General features: G+C 60.0%; 15 protein-coding genes. All 15 read right to left on the reverse strand.

All coding sequences use genetic code 11. From position 1 onward, the window contains the following. Nucleotides 1-478: 478 nt before the first annotated feature. Genes EGM97_RS16550 through tssB form a run of 15 tightly spaced genes read right to left on the reverse strand, consistent with a single transcriptional unit; the run spans nt 479 to nt 18,600 of the window. The gene (locus tag EGM97_RS16550) at nt 479-1,402 is read right to left on the reverse strand and encodes a serine/threonine-protein kinase (RefSeq protein WP_238961766.1); all 924 of its coding nucleotides are present in this window, start codon (nt 1,400-1,402) and stop codon (nt 479-481) included. After that, nucleotides 1,399-2,118 (reverse strand): PP2C family protein-serine/threonine phosphatase, encoded by a 720-nt coding sequence (locus EGM97_RS16555; protein WP_238961765.1) that lies wholly within the window; start codon nt 2,116-2,118, stop codon nt 1,399-1,401. The genes EGM97_RS16550 and EGM97_RS16555 overlap by 4 nt, the downstream gene beginning before the upstream one ends. A 2-nt stretch (nt 2,119-2,120) precedes the next feature. Continuing rightward, nucleotides 2,121-5,555, reverse strand: a complete 3,435-nt coding sequence (gene tssM / locus EGM97_RS16560; protein ID WP_238961764.1) for a type VI secretion system membrane subunit TssM — start codon at nt 5,553-5,555, stop codon at nt 2,121-2,123. A 13-nt stretch (nt 5,556-5,568) separates the two neighbouring features. Then, entirely contained in the window at nt 5,569-6,432 is an 864-nt protein-coding gene (icmH, locus tag EGM97_RS16565) for a type IVB secretion system protein IcmH/DotU (RefSeq protein WP_238961763.1), read from the reverse strand. 4 nt (nt 6,433-6,436) lie between these two features. Further along, nucleotides 6,437-7,765 carry a type VI secretion system baseplate subunit TssK gene (tssK, locus tag EGM97_RS16570; RefSeq protein WP_238961762.1) on the reverse strand — a complete coding sequence of 443 codons (1,329 nt, stop codon included), beginning with the start codon at nt 7,763-7,765 and terminating at the stop codon, nt 6,437-6,439. Continuing rightward, nucleotides 7,762-8,265 (reverse strand): type VI secretion system lipoprotein TssJ, encoded by a 504-nt coding sequence (gene tssJ / locus EGM97_RS16575; protein WP_238961761.1) that lies wholly within the window; start codon nt 8,263-8,265, stop codon nt 7,762-7,764. Before tssJ ends, tssK begins: the two co-directional genes overlap by 4 nt. 5 nt (nt 8,266-8,270) lie before the next feature. After that, nucleotides 8,271-9,074, reverse strand: a complete 804-nt coding sequence (tagH, locus tag EGM97_RS16580; RefSeq protein WP_238961760.1) for a type VI secretion system-associated FHA domain protein TagH — start codon at nt 9,072-9,074, stop codon at nt 8,271-8,273. Nucleotides 9,075-9,089: 15 nt separating this feature from the next. Further along, nucleotides 9,090-9,230, reverse strand: coding sequence for a type VI secretion protein (locus EGM97_RS16585; protein ID WP_238961759.1), 141 nt, complete (start codon nt 9,228-9,230; stop codon nt 9,090-9,092). Between the two features lie 53 nt (nt 9,231-9,283). Beyond that, nucleotides 9,284-10,801, reverse strand: a complete 1,518-nt coding sequence (locus EGM97_RS16590; protein WP_238961758.1) for a sigma-54 interaction domain-containing protein — start codon at nt 10,799-10,801, stop codon at nt 9,284-9,286. An 11-nt stretch (nt 10,802-10,812) separates the two neighbouring features. Next, nucleotides 10,813-13,398, reverse strand: coding sequence for a type VI secretion system ATPase TssH (gene tssH / locus EGM97_RS16595; protein ID WP_238961757.1), 2,586 nt, complete (start codon nt 13,396-13,398; stop codon nt 10,813-10,815). A gap of 11 nt (nt 13,399-13,409) precedes the next feature. After that, nucleotides 13,410-14,417: a type VI secretion system baseplate subunit TssG gene (gene tssG / locus EGM97_RS16600; protein ID WP_238961756.1), complete on the reverse strand. Its 1,008-nt coding sequence runs from the start codon at nt 14,415-14,417 to the stop codon at nt 13,410-13,412. Further along, a complete protein-coding gene (gene tssF / locus EGM97_RS16605) occupies nt 14,381-16,168 on the reverse strand; it encodes a type VI secretion system baseplate subunit TssF (protein ID WP_238961755.1) in 1,788 nt (595 codons plus the stop codon). The genes tssG and tssF overlap by 37 nt, the downstream gene beginning before the upstream one ends. 7 nt (nt 16,169-16,175) lie before the next feature. Next, nucleotides 16,176-16,586 (reverse strand): type VI secretion system baseplate subunit TssE, encoded by a 411-nt coding sequence (gene tssE, locus EGM97_RS16610; protein ID WP_238961754.1) that lies wholly within the window; start codon nt 16,584-16,586, stop codon nt 16,176-16,178. A 9-nt stretch (nt 16,587-16,595) separates the two neighbouring features. Next, nucleotides 16,596-18,071 (reverse strand): type VI secretion system contractile sheath large subunit, encoded by a 1,476-nt coding sequence (gene tssC, locus EGM97_RS16615; RefSeq protein WP_238961753.1) that lies wholly within the window; start codon nt 18,069-18,071, stop codon nt 16,596-16,598. 25 nt (nt 18,072-18,096) lie between these two features. Continuing rightward, entirely contained in the window at nt 18,097-18,600 is a 504-nt protein-coding gene (tssB, locus tag EGM97_RS16620) for a type VI secretion system contractile sheath small subunit (protein WP_238961752.1), read from the reverse strand. Between the last annotated feature and the right edge of the window lie 23 nt (nt 18,601-18,623).

Genomic DNA, 18,623 nt, shown 5'->3' on the forward strand with positions numbered 1-18,623 from the left:
AGTGTTTGGTCTTCGCAAACTCAACGTTAGCCAAGAACCACGATGACCATCCTCTTTCGCCCGCAGGGCGCCTTCGGCTGGTTCAGTTACACCACTTCCTGGGACACGATCTCCTTTGACAGCTGACCAGAAGAGCACGTTATGCGATATAGACTCAGCACTACGGGGCAGTCTGAGTGATGTCGATTCATTCTGGATACGCTGGAGTCACTTCCGCGAAGAGTAAAAAAGGGGACACTAAAAAAGGGGACAGATTTATTTTCAGAAATCTGTCCCCTTTTTCCACTGCTCCAGCCCTTTTTTTCAAGCGTAAGCGATTGCCCGCTAACGTTCACAAGGTCGTGATCGCTGACAGCTGATTGGATTGAGGATCGGTAGACGAGAGGCGCTGAATTAGATCAGGCACAAACCCGAAGAGCCCTGAACGTTCAAGCGTGGCGAATGGAGCCTCTTCGTTTGCCGCTTCGGACATCCCCTCTCACCACCAAAACGAAACATCACTCAAGGCATCACGCAACTGAGCCGCCCCAATACCCCGAAGTTCCGGATCAACTGCCAACGCTATTCGCAGCGCCGGCCAGCAACGCCTGGGCAGGTTGCCTGGGGCCTTGAGTGAGCGCTCCAACCGGGCCCCGTGTACCGCCTCGGAAGGCAAGCGCCGAAACGGATGCTGACCGCTCGCCAGTTCATACAGCACGCACGCTGCGGCATAGACATCGGCGCCCGCCGACAGGGGCGCGCCTTCAAGCAGTTCGGGGGCGGCGTAGCTCGGGGTCCAGGCGTTAAGGTGGTTGCGGTTGAGGTGAGGCAGGTCCTTAAGAGGGCCCGCTGTTGCCAGGCCGAGACCGAAATCGAATAGACGCACCCCCGTATCGCTCAACATGACGTTGCTTGGCTTCACGTCGCCATGCAGGGTGTGCTGGCTGTGGGCGTACGCCAGGGCGTCGAGCAGCGGCACGGCGATCGTTTTCAGTTCGCGCCAGGGCAAGCCGAGGGGGCGCTCGCAGAGCAGCTTGTCCAGGGTCAGGCCGCGCATCAGGTCCATGGTGATGAACGCTCGCCCTTGGGCTGCATCCACTTCGAAGGTGTACGGACGCAGTACGTTGGAATGATGCAAGCGCCGGGTCAGAGCGAATTCGTTGTAGAGCAGGGCGCTGGCGTCGGGTGATTCATCCAGTGTTTCGTTGTGCATTTTCAGCGCGATGTACGGATCGGGATCGCTGTACTGTTCGTGCAACAGATCCCGCGCACGGTAGACGACCCCCATGCCGCCCGCGCCGAGCAGGCCTTCCAGGCGATAGCGTCCCGAGAGTATGTCCGGCATTTCCATGAGGTCGCGTTGGCGTGGGATTGCAACCGCCGAAGCGCTGGCAAAGGTGAGGTAGCTGTGGGGCGGGCTCATTGCCGAACGACCACGGCGGTCAGGTTATCCACAGCCGCGCCGCGCAGAGCATGCTCGAAAAGACGCTCCAGCGCGAGGCGTGGTGATGCCAGGCTCAAGGCATGTCCCAAGGTTGCACCGCCCAACCCTTGATACAAGCCGTCGCTGCACAACAAAAACGTGTCACCGGGCCGAACGTCCAGCTCCAGCACCCCAAGCATCAGCTCTGGCGCCGCGCCCACTGCACGGGTCAACGCCTTGGCGGCAGGATGGGCGCCGGCCTCGTCGTGGCTGATGCGTTGTTCGTCGATCAGCAGCTGTTGCAGCGAATGGTCCTTGGACAACTGGTACAACTGCCGTCCTCGCCAGAGGTAGCAGCGGCTGTCGCCTGCCCAGATGCAGGCGGCACGGTTGTCTTCCAGGAGCAGCGCCACCACGGTGCTGCCGATGATGCCGGAAGGCCGCCCGTTGGTGAGGGTCAGTTCCTGGTTGAGCCGTCGATTGGTCCAGCGCAAGCACTGGCGAACGGCTTTTGAACGCTCGCTCAGGTCCGGGTACGGTGGCAGCGCCGCCAGGTTTGCCACGATCAACTGGCTGGCGATATCGCCGCCCCAGTGTCCGCCCATCCCATCGGCGACGGCCCACAACCCCTGGCATGGGCCGTCGAGAAAGGCGTCCTCATTGCGGCGTCGATGTTTGCCAGGATCGGTACGGGCGGCGCTGCACCAGGCACCCATCTTCAAAGCTGCACCGGCAGGCGGAAGGTGCGTAGCACACTCATGTCGAACGGGTTCGGCGTGCGCTGGCTCGTCAACAGATAGTTCGCCCGCAGGCCACCCAGCTCCGCCTTGAGTATCCGCACGTCGCGTCCAGTCAGGTACTCGATCTGCATCAGGTCGAACAGGCGGAACAGCGACCACGGCCCGGTGTTTTTCTCGATACCCACTCCGCGTTCAACCAATCTGTCCAACAGCAGGGAGGCTCGACCGTTATGCCCATCGCTCGGCCAGGTAAACGCCACGGGCAGGATGGGGCCATGACGGTACTCAAGCACGTTGTCACCGAAGCGGAATTCGGAACGGCTCACCACCGGGTCGAGGGTGTATGGCTCGAGCTTGAAACGCACCTGCGGTTCGGCCGGGTTTTCAGCGAAAAAGCTCTGGCGGATGGTGTGCGCGGTTGCGATCTGATCCAGAAATGCCCTCGACATCGGCAAGCTCTGGCCGTCGATGCCGCGAAGGCGATAATGTCCCGGCGTGCCGCTGACGAAGGGCTGGAGGTAACGCTCGAAGAATCGATCGACGATGCCCTGGTCCTTGAAGAACTCCCGGAAATCGTTAAGCGCTACATCACTGCTGCTATGGGCGTTGAACGGATACCGCTTGTTGATCGCCTTGCCGTAAAAACTGTACAGCTCGCTCTGGTAGCGCTGGTTCAAAAAGCGGTATGCATCGTTGAGCACCAGGCGCCAGCTGTCTTCGGCCAGCCCGCTGAACCACGTGCCGATCGGCCGCGGTAGGCGGGTGGACGCATCCTGCAGGTTGCCCAACGCATCGCGCTTGCCGGCCATGCGGTTCCTCGCCAGTTCGAACGCGGCCTGCTCCGGCGTACTGGCCCGTGCCAGGTTTGCCAGTTGCAATTGCACCTCGTCGAGGGTTCGAAAGGTCTGGGCCAGGTCTGCGCAAGGGCTGCCGTCGTCTTCGAGCAGTCGATGCAGGTGCTCAAAACGCCGCTGCAAGGATTTCAGCGGGGTGTCTGGCAAGCTGTCGGGGCCGGTTATTGTTCGAGTAACGGCGGCCAATTGGGCTGCTGTTCCCAGATTGGCGACGGCTGGTGTCACGCCGTTGATGCGTTCGACAACGGTCTGTAACCGAGTGTTCTCGCGAACCTGTACCAGCATGTGGAGGATCGGCGAGTGGACCGAGGTCAATCCCGCCAGTTGGTCGGCCCCTTCGCGGGTGTCACTGAACGCTTGCAGAGCGACTTGCCCGACGGCTTCGCTCCAATGGTCGGCGTAGTCACTGAAGTACAGCCGCTCCAGTTCGATCATCAGACGACGCAAGTCCCTGCCGCTGAGGCCGGTGCCTTCACCCAACACCCAGTTGTCGCGCAGCAGCTCAGTCACCAGCGCCGTGCCCTGGACCGAAAAGTACTGTTCGTAACCCTGACGCGTGTAGAAGCCGGGAATCACCTGATCGGTGCCAAGCAGTCGCGAGCCCTGCGGGCCCAGGTACTGGCTGAGCCGATACTGCGGCAAGTGACGGGCCTGCTCGCTCAGCATTCGATAAACCACGACGGCCAGGGATTCGCTGCGCAGGGCTTCCCGTGCCTGAGCCACCAGTGGTTCGTCGAGCCCGTGGGTGAATGGCAACGCCAGCAGACGTTCGAAATGCGCATTCAGGCCGTCCTGCAGTGCCGTGTCTGCGGCGTAACGCACGGACCAATCGCGGGCCAGCCGATCCTTGAGCCACGGTGCATCGCGCCGCTCGTGCAGGTTCAGCATCAAGTAGGCCCGAAGACCGTTGAGCAAGTGCTCGCGGTTATTCAAATTGTCGCGGATATGCCCTTCCAGCATCCGAGCGACCCGGGGCAGCAATTGCTCCTGCAACGCTTTTCGATATGCATCAACGACGACCGGGCGACTCTTTTCGCCTTGGTACAGGCCGACGCGTTCATGCAGCGGTACCTCTTCCTGGGCAGGGAAAACCTGGCTGGCTTCGAAGCGGGTATCGAGGGCTGCGAGGACGGCGGCCAGATCATCCTCCGGTTTCAGGGATGCGTGCTGCTGATCCCAGCGTTGCGACAGCGTACGCAGCAGATCCAGACGGTCTCGATTGGCCTCGAAGCCGCTGGCCCACGCCAGCCCGAACAGACCCAGGATCGCCAGGGCCCCAAGGTACAAAGCGCGCTGGCTCCATTGGATGTGGCTGCGCTCGCGTTGATCGGGGCCGGCCAGGTTGGCTTCCGGGAAAATCACCCGATCGAGCAAGGGTTGGATAAACCGCGAACGTGCATCCAACGCGATGTCGTGGAGGTTGGCATTGTCTCCGGCGCTTGAGCTCGGCTGGGCACTGGTCAGGTAGAACCCTCGTAGTAGACCCGCGTTACCGGTGAAGGCCTTCTCCATCAGCAGGCACAGGTTGGTGCTGATCAGGCCAAGTTGGTGAGGGAAATCCAGGATGCGGCTGCGACGTTGCAGGTCCCGTTCCAAGTGCATGCGCAGGATTACTTGGCCATTGAGCCGGTGGAGCAGTGCTTCAAGTTCGTCTCGCAGCACGGAAGCGTCGGTACCGCGCTGATTCCGGCTGAAGCTTGCGCCCAGCACCTGATCACTTTCCTCGCGCGTCAGCGAGTCGAAGAACTCGTTGAAGCCCGGCACGCTGTCCGTCTTGCTCAGCACCAGGTATGTCGGTACTTCGCTACGCAGCCTCCGTTGCGTCTCTTGTAATCGGCCGCGAATCTGGCAGGCCAGGGTGATGACCTCATCCTCACTTGCGTACCGCAGGATCTCGACCGGCACCGTCACCAGCACGCCGCTCAGCGGGCGCTGACGACGATGCTTGCGCAGCCGGTCGAGGAGCACATCCCAGGCACGGCCGTCGACCTCGACATCTGTCTGTGTCAGGTAACGGCCAGCGGTATCGACCAGTACCGCCTGATCGGAAACATACCAGTTGCAATGGCGGGTACTCGACGTGTGGTCTCCAGACCGGTCGATAATACGTTCGAGGCCCGAGCAGGCCAACAGGCTGGTCTTGCCGCTGGCGGGTGGTCCGATCAGCAAGTACCACGGCAGATCGTTGCGGCGACGGCCGCTTTGGCTCGGGTGCAGGCTTGCAGTCCTCATCGCCTCCTTGAAGTACGCGTGCAATTCGCGTTGCTCCTCGTCCATACGGGTTTGACGGGGAAGGCGCTGCGGGGCGTTGTCAGCTTCCTGGCCTTGGCCGCTCGCAGCGGCGCGGCCGTTGACGAAGACCATCCCCAACCCCCAACCCAGCAGCAATGCGCACACGCTCAGCAAGCGTGCTGTCGGGCTCGCCCAGAATTTGTAGTCATCGATCGCCAGCAGTGGCCCGACGAACCACACCAGCAGCGCCGTGCCCACGACCAGCAACAGCGTCCAGACCCAGGCCTGGCGCACCCAGGCGCCGATTCTCGTAAAAAGCAGTTTCATGACACATCCCTGTTCAAGGCAGCGGCTGAGCGGTGGCCGGCTCCAGCGGTTGATAACGTTGCAATACACTTTCGCGGTGCTCACCCAGCACCCAGGCGAAGCTCGAATACATCACGGCCAGGCAGGCCCAAGTAATGATTGCCACCGTCCAGACCGGAACAATGCGTATCGGGGGACGACGTTCGCCTTCGAGACCTTCCCAGTGAGGCGAGAGCTCGCGAGGCACTTCACCACGGACCTGCCGGATCTGCCTGTAGAGGGTGTTGCGGATCTCTTCGAGCTCCAGTACCCCGCGTACCCGGACCCGGTATTTGCCTTCGAAACCGAGGGACAGGCACAGGTAAAGCAATTCGAGCATCGGCAAGTGCTTGACGGGATCTTTCGACAAGCGATCGATGAGCTGGAATACCTTCTCGCCGCCGAAGGTTTCGTTGTGGAAGGTGCTGAGCAGGCTCATTTGCGACCAGCCGCTCCCGTGTCCCCATGACGTGGTGACCACGGCTTCATCAAGGACAGTGCAAAGGACGTAGCGGGCAGCGATCAGTTGACTGTTCTCCACACCCTGGTGCGAGGCACGGGCTTCGAACTGGTCCAGATCCCAGGTCAGTTCTCGCTTGAGGGTTTGCAAGTCCTGACGATCACGGCTCTGCTTGAGACGCACCACTTGCGATAGCAACCCTGAGGCTGCCGCTACCAATGGATTGAGGCTCACGCTGGGCGCCTGCGTGGGTGGCAGATGCGCGGCGTAGACCATGCGCGCTTGCAGCTGCTCAATACGCGGCGGCATGGTCGCGTCGGTCAGGGGCTGCGAAGCGGGGCGTTGTCCGTGATGGTCGAGCAGGACGGTGGTTTCGTCCTGGGGATATTCCTTATCCATTTCGTCAGTTCCTGATGGCCCAGAAGTTCAGTTCGAGCTCGGTGAAGTCTCCGGAAACATGGAATGCGAAACCTGCGGAGCGCTTGAGTCGGGCCAGGTCTTCGGGAGTGAGTTCGAGGATGAAATAGGCTTTGTTGGCATGGAATGCGATCTGCCGTGGCGCCACGGGCAAGGGCCTGATCCTGATACCCGGTAAGTGCAGATTCACCCACTGGCGGATCTGTTCCACCGGAGCGACCTTGAGTTGTGACGGCAAGCGTTGGCGCAATACTTCTCCGTCGCACTGGGCACTGGCTGCCAGTACGAACGAAGCCGAGTCCATCAGTGACGGATCGGCAATCGGCGAGACCCTGATTCCGTATTGGCGCACCTGCAACGGCAATTCGATCGCGTGTTGCTCGAGTACCATCGAGAGCATTTGACGGATTGCCTGCATCAGGTTGCGAAAACAGCCGCCCTGGTCGTTGTGTCGGTAGTGGTGACTGAACGCCGGTCGTTTCTCACTGGCGAATGTCGCCAGGTCGCCCAACAGGGCCAGCAGCGTGCGATATAGCCTTTCGGGAGGCAGTTGTTCCAGGTCCAGATCATGGCGCAACACCAGCTCGGTGCGGTTGATCAATTGCAGCATCATGAAATCGCCGACTTGCGTCCCGCCGGCGCTGCCATGGGCGCGAATCCGTTCGGCAAGGCTGTTGCCCCGGTGCGCCAGCATGCCGATGACCTCCTTGAGGCACGACAGCAAGTAGGGGGATGAGCCGGCCTGGATGAAGGTCGGGACAAAGTCGGGATCAAGTCGGATTACACCGTCGGAGGTGGCGTCGAGCACTTCGCAGAGCTTGAGTTTCACGAATGCCTGATTGCTTTGCTGCTCGCCCAGCAACAAGCGCAGGTCTGGACGACCACAGCTGATCTGGCTGCTGGACGCATCGGCGGCGTTGGAATCCACCACCTGTGTTTCGTAGGTGGTATAGCGTGCCAGTACGTCGGATTGCTCCGGGCGACGGGACTCGATGTGGTTCCCGGTCATCAACGGCAGTGCGAGATAGATAGAGGCGTTGCGGGTATTGGAGGGGACTGCCAGGGCCAAGGGGGCGGTAGTGCTGCTCAACTCGAACAGACTGCCATCCGGCAGAACGCCCGAGGCCTGGCTGACCACTACCTGGCCCATATTGAGAAATTGGGCATCGATGTCCAGCACCAGAAATCCCCAGGCGTAACACGTCAGGAAGCGGGTACGGAACTTCAATTGATGATCGACGTATCGATCGTTGTGCTGCAAATGCTGAGGCCGAAGAAGCATGCCCTCCTGCCAGATGACCTTGTCGTGATTCATCGGGTGTTTACCTCAGCCAACCGTTCGATGACATGGGTGATCCCGTCCTGGTCGAGGATAAGACTGGCTTCGGTGACGTGCGCCGGGGCGACTGGCAGTGTGTAGCGCCATGTCGCATGGGGCAGATCGCGGTAGGCGGCGAGCAGACCGACGTAACGACCGCCCCCCGCAATATCGAGCTTGAGCACAACGGTTTCACCTGGGCGAAGTTCCAGTTCTTCGCTGGCGATCAGGTCCGGCGACAGGGTTTCCCTGGCGCGTTCATAGAGACTGAAGAAGTCGGCATTCTCGAAAGCTACCGGATGTTTGAGCTCAAACATCCGCAACACCACGGGCGATGGGCGTCCATTGAGGTCTGGGTTGAGTTGGTCGCTGGCCGTCAGTGTCAGGTCGAGCTTGGTCATCGTCGAGAAGGGAGACAGCGTGGCACAACTGGTCAGTATTAACGGTGCAACAAGCGCCATCAGGGTTTTGGGGAAGAACGTGGTGCGGCGAAACATGTGTGTCATCCATGGTGGTCGGAGTGCTGGACGGAAATCGAGCGAACCTGCTCGTCGTAGGCCTCTGTGAAGTCGCGGCCCAGCCGCAGGCTTTGCCCGATTAACCGCGCCGCGTTGATTGCCAGAGTCTCGCGGGCCTTGTCGTCCAGGTTTCCAAGGTCCATGCCCAACGCGATGCCGAAGCGCTCCCAGAACTCATCGGCTGGATGATCGAACGCAGCGTCTGGTGGCAGAGGCCCTGGCATCGATTGGTCCGGGGCTTCCACCAGTTCCGGCAACAGCAGGTTTTCTCTGTCGATAGATGCAGAACCTGACCATTCACAGTTCCCTGCTGGCATGGTTGTGGGATTTATCAGATCGTCTGTATGTGCAGGCCCATGGGCCTCCTGATCCAGCATCTTCAGTGGGTCGAGATGCGAAAAGGCATCGTCGGGAATCAAGCTGTCTGTCGACAACGGCCGGCCCGCTTCAGCGGTGCTCGAGCGGCCGGATACCAGTCGCGCCAGGATCTCGAAATCGCCCATGAGATAGACATCTCCGTCCTGTATGCGCACTGGCTCGCCTTTGGGCAGGCGCGCCCCGCTGTCGCGATGGCTCACGCCGTTGCCGCTGGTGTCGGTCAGGAAGAATGCCTCTTCGCGTGCACTGATCTGCGCGTGGCGTTTCGAAAGCAGGCGCTGGCGGTCGGGGATGACCCAGTCACACCCCTCACCCCGCCCCAGCACTCCACCCTCCGGCCCGAATCGCTTGCGACACAGCGGTGCTGCAATGAATTGCCTGGCGTTCAGTACTTCAAGAACCAGTTCCATCGATACTCCTTGCAGTCATTTACCGCGATTGATCGCCTGGGGATCGCCCAGAGGCCGATAATCGTTGTCGTTGATTTTGTAGTTGCCGCCGCAGCCACAGAGGCCGAGTGACACGACGAAGGTCAGCAGCGCAATTCGCCAGCAAAAGCCAGGCATTGGAAGATCTCCAGGATTGAAAGGGGGGGAGGCCGAGGAGGCGGGCCAAGGGATCAGTCATCGAAGTCCCTCGGACGAATCTTCAGGCGCCCGAGACGATAGAGCAGGGTGCGACGTGGCAGGCCGAGTTCACGGGCGGCAAGTGTCTGGTTACCTGCGTTCTTGCGCAGGCAATCGATCAGCAGGCTACGTTCGATCTGCTCCAGACGTTCGCGCAGGTTGAGATGGTTGCGATCGGGCAGGGGCTCGATGTGCAGCGCGAAATGCTCGACCAGCAGCTCTCCGTCATCGCACAACAACACGGCCCGTTCCACGATGCCTTTGAGTTCGCGGACGTTGCCGGGGAAACCGTAGGCGGCCAGATGGTCGAGGGCGGCATCGGACCAATGCACAGGGTCACGTCGCAAGAAGCGGCAAGCCTTGTCGGCAAAATGCCGCGCCAATTCGGTGATGTCTCCTTCGCGTTGACGAAGTGCCGGAAGTTGGATCGGAAACTGTGCGAGACGGTAATACAGGTCTTCGCGGAACTTGCCGTGTTCCACCAACCGCTTCAGGTCACGGTGAGTGGCGGCAATGATGCGGACATCGATCTTGTGGGTGTCATTGGATCCCAGTGGGCGGACTTCACCCTCCTGCAAAACCCGCAGCAATTTGGCCTGGAGGGACAACGGCATATCGCCGATTTCATCGAGCAGCAGCGTGCCGCCATCCGCCGCATCGAACAGCCCGGGGCGAGCCCGATCGGCTCCGGTGAAGGCGCCCTTGCGATAACCGAACAGCTCGCTTTCAAGCAGATTCTCAGGGACCGCCGCGCAGTTCTGCACGACAAATGCCCTGGCTCGCCGCGGTCCGCTGTCATGAATGGCCCGTGCGACCACTTCCTTTCCCGTGCCCGTCTCGCCGCACAGCAGGACGGTGTAAGGGCTGTGCAGCACCTTGCTGATCAAGGCGCAGGTCTGGCGCATCGCTGCGCTTTTGCCAATCAGGCCGTAGCCGTTGACGCTGGGCAGGTGTTTGGTGACGCAGCGGGGTGTGTCGGCCGAATGGCGAGGGCGTTGCAGCAAGTGCACTTGGTTGAGCGCAAAGGTTCCGAGTTGACCCAGAGAGGTTGCCAATCCCTGCAGCTCGATGTACTTGCCACTGGCGCAGAGCAACAGACCTTCAACCGTACCTTGCACATTGGCGAGCGGTACGCAGAGCAGCGACTGCCATGGTGTGGCCCGAGTGGGCAGAAAGGCCGTTTCGTGCAGGCTTGTGCTCAGCGTGCCGAGGTTCACCACCCGGTTCTGGCACAGAGCGAATTGCAGCAGCTGTTCGCCGTTGTAATCGAAAGGCAGCCGGGTTCGATCACGGAACTGCAATTGGCCTTCCAGGCATTCGGTATGCATTTGCAGGTGGGTGTGGGTGGTATCAAGCAGGTACAACTGCGCCAGCTCGCAACCGCTGAGCTGCGTCACTCCCTGGACAAACTTCCCCAGCAACGCCGCCGCATCTGTCACTTTTGAAAGGCTGGCAAATTGTGTCAACAGGGCTTCGGCGTAGGCCAGCGGTTGCGAAATCTGCTCGAACATCGAGGCCATTCTCAGGTGAACTCGCAGGCGATGCTGGCGTTGTCGTCGAGGGTGGCGTGTACATGTTGCAACCGTTCGCCGGTTGCCATGGCTGCGAGCAAGCGGTCCGCCACGAGCGGCATCAGGTGTCGCTCGATCAACTGGTCGACCAACCGCGCGCCACTGTCGCTATGGGTACACCGCTCTGCCAGGTGCCCAACCAGGCGTTCGCAATAACTGAAGTTCATGCGGCGCGATTGCAGGCGCTCTCCCAGGCGACCGAGCTTGATTTCCACCAGTTCATGCAGCACCGGACCGCTTACCGGGTGATACGGCACCACGCGCATGCGTGCCAGCAGCGCCGGCTTGAAATGCCTGACGAGCAGAGGGCGAATCATTTCTTCCAAATGCTCGGCACTGGGGGGCGTACCGTTTTCACACAGTTCGCTGATGCGCTCACTCCCCAGGTTCGACGTCATCAGAATCAGCGTGTTGCGAAAATCTATCTCTCGTCCTTCCCCGTCGTTGGCCAGACCTTTGTCGAAAATCTGGTAGAACAGGTTCAGGACCTCCGGATCGGCTTTTTCCACTTCATCGAGCAGCACCACCGAATAGGGCTTTTGCCGCACGGCTTCGGTGAGCATGCCGCCCTCGCCATAACCAACGTAGCCTGGTGGTGCGCCGATCAATCGGGAGATCGTGTGTTTGTCCTGGAACTCAGCCATGTTCAAGGTGGTAATGAATCGCTCGCCGCCGTATAGCAGGTCGGCGAGGGCTCGCGCCGTTTCAGTCTTGCCGACGCCGCTTGGTCCTACCAGCAGGAAGACACCTACCGGGGCGTCAGGTTTGTTGAGCCCTGCGGCCGCGGCACGCATTGCTCGGTCAAGGGCCTGTATGGCTTGTTCCTGTCCGCGGATTCGGGCGCGCAAGTCGGTGGCGAAGCCGGCAATGCTTGCGTTGTGTTCCCGTGCCAGTTGCGCCAGCGGTACGCCGGTCCAGGCACTGACCACTTCGGCCACCAGGCGCGGACAGACTTCGAAGCTGACCAGGCGTTCCTGGGCTTGCGCGTTTGTCAGGGCTCCCAGGGTTTCGTGCAGCGCCGATTGCAGAGTCTCTACGTTCAGGTCTTGATCGGTCGCTGTTCTCCGCGCCTCAGCCAACTGATGACGGAGCGACAACAAGCGTTCGGCAAGGATTCGCTGCTCTGTCCAGCGGGCTTCTACTGTCTGGAGTTCTTGTTCGGTGGTGTCCAGTCGCGCTTGCAGCGCCTCCAATTCCTGAACATCGATCGACAGGCCGGCCTCGGCATCACGACGTAATGCCTGGCGCTGGCGCTCGCCTTCGGCCAGGTTGCCACGCAGTCGCTGAAGACGTTGCGGCGCGGTGGCCAGACTGATGCGTACACGGGCGCACGCGGTATCGAGCACATCGACCGCTTTGTCTGGCAGTTGACGCCCGGTCAGGTAGCGTGCCGACAGTTGGGCAGCTGTGACTACGGCGTCGTCTCGCAGGTAGATGCCATGGCTGCTTTCATAGATCCGGGCCAGACCACGCAGGATGGTGACTGCTTCACTGACGCTCGGCTCGTGCAACTGCACGGGCTGGAAACGACGGGCCAGGGCCGGGTCCTTCTCGAAGTATTTCTTGTACTCGCACCAGGTGGTGGCGGCGATGGTGCGAAGCTCGCCTCGGGCCAGCGCCGGCTTGAGCAGGTTGGCCGCGTCGGAACCGCCGGCGGTGCTGCCTGCGCCGATCAGCATGTGGGCTTCATCAATGAACAAGACGATGGATTGGGGGGACGCCTTGACCCCGTCGATCACACCTTTGAGGCGCCGCTCGAATTCGCCCTTGATACTGGCACCGGCCTGCAACAGGCCCATATCCAGCGAAAGCAGCTCGACGCCCTCAAGCGCCGGTGGCACTTCTCCCGCCGCTATGCGCAACGCCAGGCCTTCGACGATGGCTGTCTTGCCCACCCCGGCTTCGCCTACCGCGATCGGGTTGTTTTTGCGGCGACGCACCAGAATATCGATCATTTGCCCGATCTCGCCGTCCCGGCAAAGCACCGGGTCAATCTGGCCTTCACGGGCCTGTTGGGTCAGGTTGTGGGTAAAACGCTCCAGTAGGGAGTCATGCGGTGGCATGGACGGGACGGCGACCGTTTGATCCTGTTGTGACAGGACGAACCCTTTCAGTCGGTCGATGTTCAATCGGGTGAGTAGCGCGTGATAGGGTGTGCCTGCGTGGCGGACAGGGTTGCACAGCAATGCCAGGATCAGGGCCGCTTCTCCGATCTCGTGTTGACTCAGTTCGAGATGAGCCACCCGCAGCGCGTCCTGTAGCCATTGCACCAGTTCAGGCGCAAAGGCTGGATTGCGCGAGGCATTGGATTCAGCCTTTGGTTGCAGAATTGCGCTCAATTCGTCTGGGTCTATCCGAGCATCCTGCAAGGCACGCGCGAGCAGACCTTGCGGTCGCTGCAGCAGGCCCAGCAACAAATCTTCCACCAAGACCTTGTCTGCTCCGCGGACCACGCACTGCTCTGCCGAGCGTTCCAGGTCGATTTTCGTATCGGCGTCCAGCGCCTGGATGAGTTGCTGGAGGTCTACGTTGGTCATCTCATCTATCCCTAATGATGTTTGCTGCCCAGGGTCACGACCCCGTCGACGCCTGCCTGGCCCAGCCAACTGGTCCAACCCAGGTGGCAGTTGTTCGGTTTGCCAATGCGTAATTCGCGTATTTCCTGTGGGCGCAGGACCAGGCGGATGTCGTAGTCGAGAGGGGCCGGCAAGGTGAAACGCACCAGCGCGCAGAGCGCCGAATATCCGGCACCGATGGGCAAGAAATCGTGGAAGTGTTGCCAGTCCAGCTCGCGGATATGGATCCGGAACTTGCCGCTGCGGTCGCGCACCTGTTCGCCCAGCACCAGGTCTTCGCTCAGCAGGCAGTTGATGGTCCCCAGGCCATTGAGCTGCTCGGGAAGGATCTTCACCGGACGCTCGATGCATTGTTCGAGGCTCAACTGAGCGTGCTTGAAGTAGTAGCGCAGTACAGCTTCGATCAGTGCCGCCGAATGGGCCCGTAGGCTCAAAAGCCCCAGGTAGGGCAGCAGCCGTTTCCAGTTCAGTTGGGTGGCCTTGCGGATCTCTTCCCCTCCCAGGCCGACCAGGGCAAACAATTGCTCGGAAAAGCTGTCTCGAGCCCCGCTTCGAAAACGGGTGCTGTAGCGATACTTGCGCCAGATCGGCAACATCAGCCGTTGGAGGCGATGATGAAACAGGTCGAGAAAGTGCCGGGTTGGATTGCCTCGCTCGTCCTCATGGAGGGCTTGTTCAGCGTAGAAGGCCGGTAACGGGGAGCCCGCTCCTACCAGACTGAGCAGATTCAAGCGCAGGCGTGCCCGCATCTGCCCCTGTTCTTCGAAAAACTCCACATGCTCAATGTCACTGGCCGCGAATCCCAGGCTCGGGTTGGCCTGGAATTCCAATAGCTCGTACAAATCATCATCGCTCAGTAACGGATGTGCCTCACGCAGCCGGTCGATGGTCAGTAGGACTGCCTGGAAGAGCGAGTACTCGCGTATTTTTTGCGTCAGCGTACTTATAGAATCGGCTGCTGGCCCATGCGCGGCGTCCATTGGTACACCTCTCCTTGTGTGCTGTTCACTCGCAGTTCGTGGTACGAATTGAGGCTGACATAAAGCGCAAAGAACTCGTTCAGGACCGAAGCGAAAACGAACAAGTCTCCTTCACCGATGTATCCCTGCGGATCGATCGTCAGTTCGGTTCGCAAGCCGCGAACCGGCAGACCCCGGTGTAGCCGGTCGACATGCTGGTGCGTGATCGACTTGAGTCCGTCCAGCAGACACTGGCTGGCTCGCTCTGTCTGCTCGTCGTGATAGCGCGGAAAATCATAGGTTTCGAGAATCACCTTGAGTGCGTTCACATCCGCCAGCGACAGATAGTTGAGCGACATGTTGCTGATCAATCTCCAGAGAAAGTCCTGATCAAGTGGCGGCGCGAAACTCCGGGTGACCGGACCGATATTGCGAAAGGTCAACAATTCGGGACTTTTTTCACCGGGTTGGTCGATGTCACCTACCTTGAGTCGATGTGGCAGGTTCTGGTTGGTGCACATCAGTTCTATCGACAGCGTTTCATGGGGTTGGATGTCCCGAGCGCCGAAGCCCAGATACGTGTCCAGCCCATCGTGCAGCTGCGATGGACGTAAGCGGATGCTGTAGTAAGGATGGGGTTGGGATGTATCGAAGCTTGGGTCGTGCTCGAAGGATTCGAATGGCACATAGGTGCGATAGCCCAAGCCTCCGGGATTCCAGCCGGTAACGCTTTGCACCGAATACACGTCGCACTGCTCCTGGTCGTAATCGGCGGGCCGCAGCAGGTACTCGTTCTGTTTGCCATCAAGGCGGATCGGCTGAGCGTCGTGCTTGAACAAATTGACGATAGGTGTGCAATAGAGCTTGACGTTATCCAGCGTCGGGCGAAGCCGATGGATTCCACTCTTGCCAATGTCGAAGCGCAGTTCCAGGCCGCGTACCTGTTCAAGGCTGGCCAGGGGCAGTGCATTGATGACATCCAGGCCGTTGATGTCGACGAAAAGGAACTTGTCCTGGAAGGCGAAGTATTCCTGGAGATAGCGATAGCCACGAAAGGTGTTCATCGGATAAGGGACCAGCGCTTCCTCTTCGGCAAACCCTACCGGCTGGACACGGTTGGCGGGGATTGCGAAGGACATCGGCGTACCGTCAGCCGTGTTGATGGGCTTGCCAGCAGCGTCCAGTGGGACGAGTTCGATCACCTTGAGGTGACGCAGCAGGCTGAGATAGAGCATTTGGCTGATGTACCGCTCACCGGCAAAATGCAGGCGCACACGGCTCAACTGCAATTCACCCAGGTGGCCGTCACACTGCATCTCCAGGCGCAGGCTCAGCACCGAGCTGTCGCCCTTGACCGAAAAGCCAAGGTCGGTCAAATCCAGCGAGAGCACATCGGTCGGGTAACAGGTGCGAAAACGGCAACGGACCTCTTGGATGGGTTTGCTTTCAACCGGGGTATCGCGTTCCACCCGCAAGGCTGGGCCGGAGCGTTTCAGGGGGGCGAATTGCAGGATGCTGAATGCCGGTAGTGGCCGCATGTAGTTAGGCCACAACAGACGCATCAGTGAATGGCTCAGTTCCGGCAATTGGTCATCGAGCTTCTGACGCAAACGCCCGGTCAGGAACGCAAAGCCCTCCAGCAACCTCTCCACATCCGGATCCCGTCCGGCTTGGCCCAGGAACGGCGCCAACGCCGGGTTACGCTCGGCAAAACGCCGTCCCAACTGACGAAGCGCGGTCAGTTCGCTCTGGTAGTAGTGGTTGAATGACACGGTGCGGCTATCCTTGGCTGACCTTGGCCCGGCCGTTGCCATCCAGGCAGACGGAGAAACTCATCTGTCGCTTCGAACCGTCCATGACCAGCGAAGCATCAATGGTCAAGAACAGGCAAAGCGGATTGGTATTGCTCGGCGTTGCAGCGACGCGGACGTCGCCCAGGCGCGGCTCATGCGCCTCGATGAACGTCCTGATCGCCCGACAGGCCTGGACTTGTGCGTCATGCAAGCTCAGGCGCATGTCATTGAGATCCGGTAAGCCGTAATCGGATGACGTTTGTACGCTACCGGCTCGCGTGCTGAGCATCCTGGTCAGATGAGCCGCCACGGATGCGATGACACACGCCTCGCGGCCCAAGCCCGCCCGTTTCTCGTTAACACCGTCCAGGCGTTCGAAAAGGCTTCCGTAAGTCATGGGCTGTACTTATGCCTTGTCCAATTTGCCAACCAGCGACAGCGTGAAATCGGCCCCCATGTACTTGAAGTGTGGGCGGACGTTCAGGCTGACGCGGTACCAACCCGGTTCGCCTTCCACATCGCTGACGACGACCCTGGCCGCGCGCAATGGACGGCGACCACGGACTTCGGCACTCGGGTTCTCCTGGTCGGCCACGTACTGGCGGATCCAGTGGTTGAGCTCGCGTTCCAGGTCCGTGCGTTCTTTCCACGATCCCAGTTGCTCACGCTGCAACACCTTCAGGTAATGAGCCAGGCGATTGACGATCATCATGTACGGCAGTTGGGTGCCCAGCTTGTAGTTCAGCTCTGCGTGTTTGTCCTCGACGCCGGTACCGAAGTACTTCGGCTTTTGTACGGAACTGGCGGAGAAGAACGCGGCGTTATCGCTACCCTTGCGCATGGTCAGGGGGATAAAACCTTCCTCGGCCAACTCATACTCACGGCGGTCGGAAACCAGCACTTCGGTTGGAATCTTGGTTTCGATTTCGCCCATGCTTTCGAAATGGTGCAACGGCAGGTCCTCAACCGCGCCTCCGCTTTGCGGGCCGACGATATTGGGGCACCAGCGGAATTTGGCGAAACTGTCGGTCAGTCGGGTGCCAAACGCGTAGGCGGTATTACCCCACAGGTAGTGTTCGTGACTGTTTGCGACGATTTCCTTGTAGACGAACGACTTGACCGGGTTTTCTTCCGGATCGTATGGCGTGCGCAACAGGAAGCGTGGAACGGTCAAGCCGACGTAACGAGCATCTTCGGATTGTCGGAAGCTTTGCCACTTGGCGAATTGCGGACCTTCGAAGTGGTCTTTCAGGTCCTTGAGATCCGGAAGGCCAGTGAAGCTTTCCAGACCGAAGAACTTCGGCCCGGCCGCCGCGATGAAAGGCGCATGGGACATGCAGGCCACGCTTGCCACGTACTGCATCAATTTCACGTCCGGTGAGCTGGGAGACATGAAGTAGTTGGCGATGATCGCCCCTACCGGCCGTCCGCCAAACTGGCCGTACTCAGCGGTGTAGATATGTTTATACAAGCCCGACTGCATGACCTCGGGGGAGTCTTCGAAGTCTTCCAGCAGATCGCTCTTGGAGATGTTGAGCATTTCGATCTTGATGTTCTCGCGGAAGTTGGTGCGATCGACCAGCAACTGCAAGCCACGCCACGCTGCCTCCAACGCCTGGAACTCTGGATGATGGAGGATCTCGTCCACCTGGCGGCTGAGCTTGGCATCGATTTCGGCGATCATGCGATCCACCAGGGCCTTCCTGACCGGCTCACCATTGTTCTGCGGCTTGAGCAATTCTTCGATGAAGGCCGATACGCCGCGCTTGGCGATGTCATAGGCTTCGTCGTCCGGCGTCAGGCGGGTCTGGGCAATGATGGTTTCCAGAATGCCGTACTCACCGTTGTTTTGATGCTGTTGCTGCGTTGCCTGGGTACTCATGTGGCGGCTTCCTTGTCTGTGGAAATCAAGCGTCCATTGCTGCGGCGTTCAGGCCCAGCTCGTCCAGGACGCGGCTGCGTGATGCTTCGTCGGTCAGCACGTCTTCAATGGCCTTGCGAAACGCCGGTGCATTGCCCAGTGGACCTTTGAGCGCCACCAGGGCCTCGCGCAGACCCATCAGTTGCTTGAGTTCCGGCAGCTGCTCGACGAGGCTGGCAGGGTTGAAATCCTTCATGGAGTTCAGATGCAGTTGAACGGTCAACTCCTCGGTATCGCTCTCATCGCTGAGACGGTTCGGTACGTTCAGGGTCAGGTTCAGCTCTTGCTTGGCCATGACTTCGTCGAAGGTCATCTTGTCGATGCTGATGGGTTTTCGATCCTCGAACTTGCGTTCGTCCACGCGGTGGGTGTAATCGCCGATCGCCAACAGCTTCAGCGGCAGCTCAATTTCCTCCTTGGCGCCGCCAGTGGCGGGCTTGAAAGTAACGTTGATGCGTTCCTTCGGTGCTACCGAGCCTTCTTTGGCCATGATTTTCTCCTTGTGATGGGGGG

Source organism: Pseudomonas sp. AF32 (genome assembly GCF_022342325.2).
Classification (GTDB): domain Bacteria; phylum Pseudomonadota; class Gammaproteobacteria; order Pseudomonadales; family Pseudomonadaceae; genus Aquipseudomonas; species Aquipseudomonas uvaldensis.

Excerpts from the sequence above, each read along its gene's own strand:
- tssG (WP_238961756.1), bottom strand. The coding sequence starts at position 14,417 with ATGGACGCCGCGCATGGGCCAGCAGCCGATTCTATAAGTACGCTGACG.
- tssE (WP_238961754.1), bottom strand. The coding sequence starts at position 16,586 with ATGACTTACGGAAGCCTTTTCGAACGCCTGGACGGTGTTAACGAGAAA.
- tssH (WP_238961757.1), bottom strand. The coding sequence starts at position 13,398 with ATGACCAACGTAGACCTCCAGCAACTCATCCAGGCGCTGGACGCCGAT.
- tssJ (WP_238961761.1), bottom strand. The coding sequence starts at position 8,265 with ATGTTTCGCCGCACCACGTTCTTCCCCAAAACCCTGATGGCGCTTGTT.
- tagH (WP_238961760.1), bottom strand. The coding sequence starts at position 9,074 with ATGGAACTGGTTCTTGAAGTACTGAACGCCAGGCAATTCATTGCAGCA.
- tssK (WP_238961762.1), bottom strand. The coding sequence starts at position 7,765 with ATGAATCACGACAAGGTCATCTGGCAGGAGGGCATGCTTCTTCGGCCT.
- EGM97_RS16590 (WP_238961758.1), bottom strand. The coding sequence starts at position 10,801 with ATGTTCGAGCAGATTTCGCAACCGCTGGCCTACGCCGAAGCCCTGTTG.
- EGM97_RS16550 (WP_238961766.1), bottom strand. The coding sequence starts at position 1,402 with ATGAGCCCGCCCCACAGCTACCTCACCTTTGCCAGCGCTTCGGCGGTT.
- tssC (WP_238961753.1), bottom strand. The coding sequence starts at position 18,071 with ATGAGTACCCAGGCAACGCAGCAACAGCATCAAAACAACGGTGAGTAC.
- tssM (WP_238961764.1), bottom strand. The coding sequence starts at position 5,555 with ATGAAACTGCTTTTTACGAGAATCGGCGCCTGGGTGCGCCAGGCCTGG.
- EGM97_RS16555 (WP_238961765.1), bottom strand. The coding sequence starts at position 2,118 with ATGGGTGCCTGGTGCAGCGCCGCCCGTACCGATCCTGGCAAACATCGA.
- tssB (WP_238961752.1), bottom strand. The coding sequence starts at position 18,600 with ATGGCCAAAGAAGGCTCGGTAGCACCGAAGGAACGCATCAACGTTACT.
- icmH (WP_238961763.1), bottom strand. The coding sequence starts at position 6,432 with ATGGATAAGGAATATCCCCAGGACGAAACCACCGTCCTGCTCGACCAT.
- EGM97_RS16585 (WP_238961759.1), bottom strand. The coding sequence starts at position 9,230 with ATGCCTGGCTTTTGCTGGCGAATTGCGCTGCTGACCTTCGTCGTGTCA.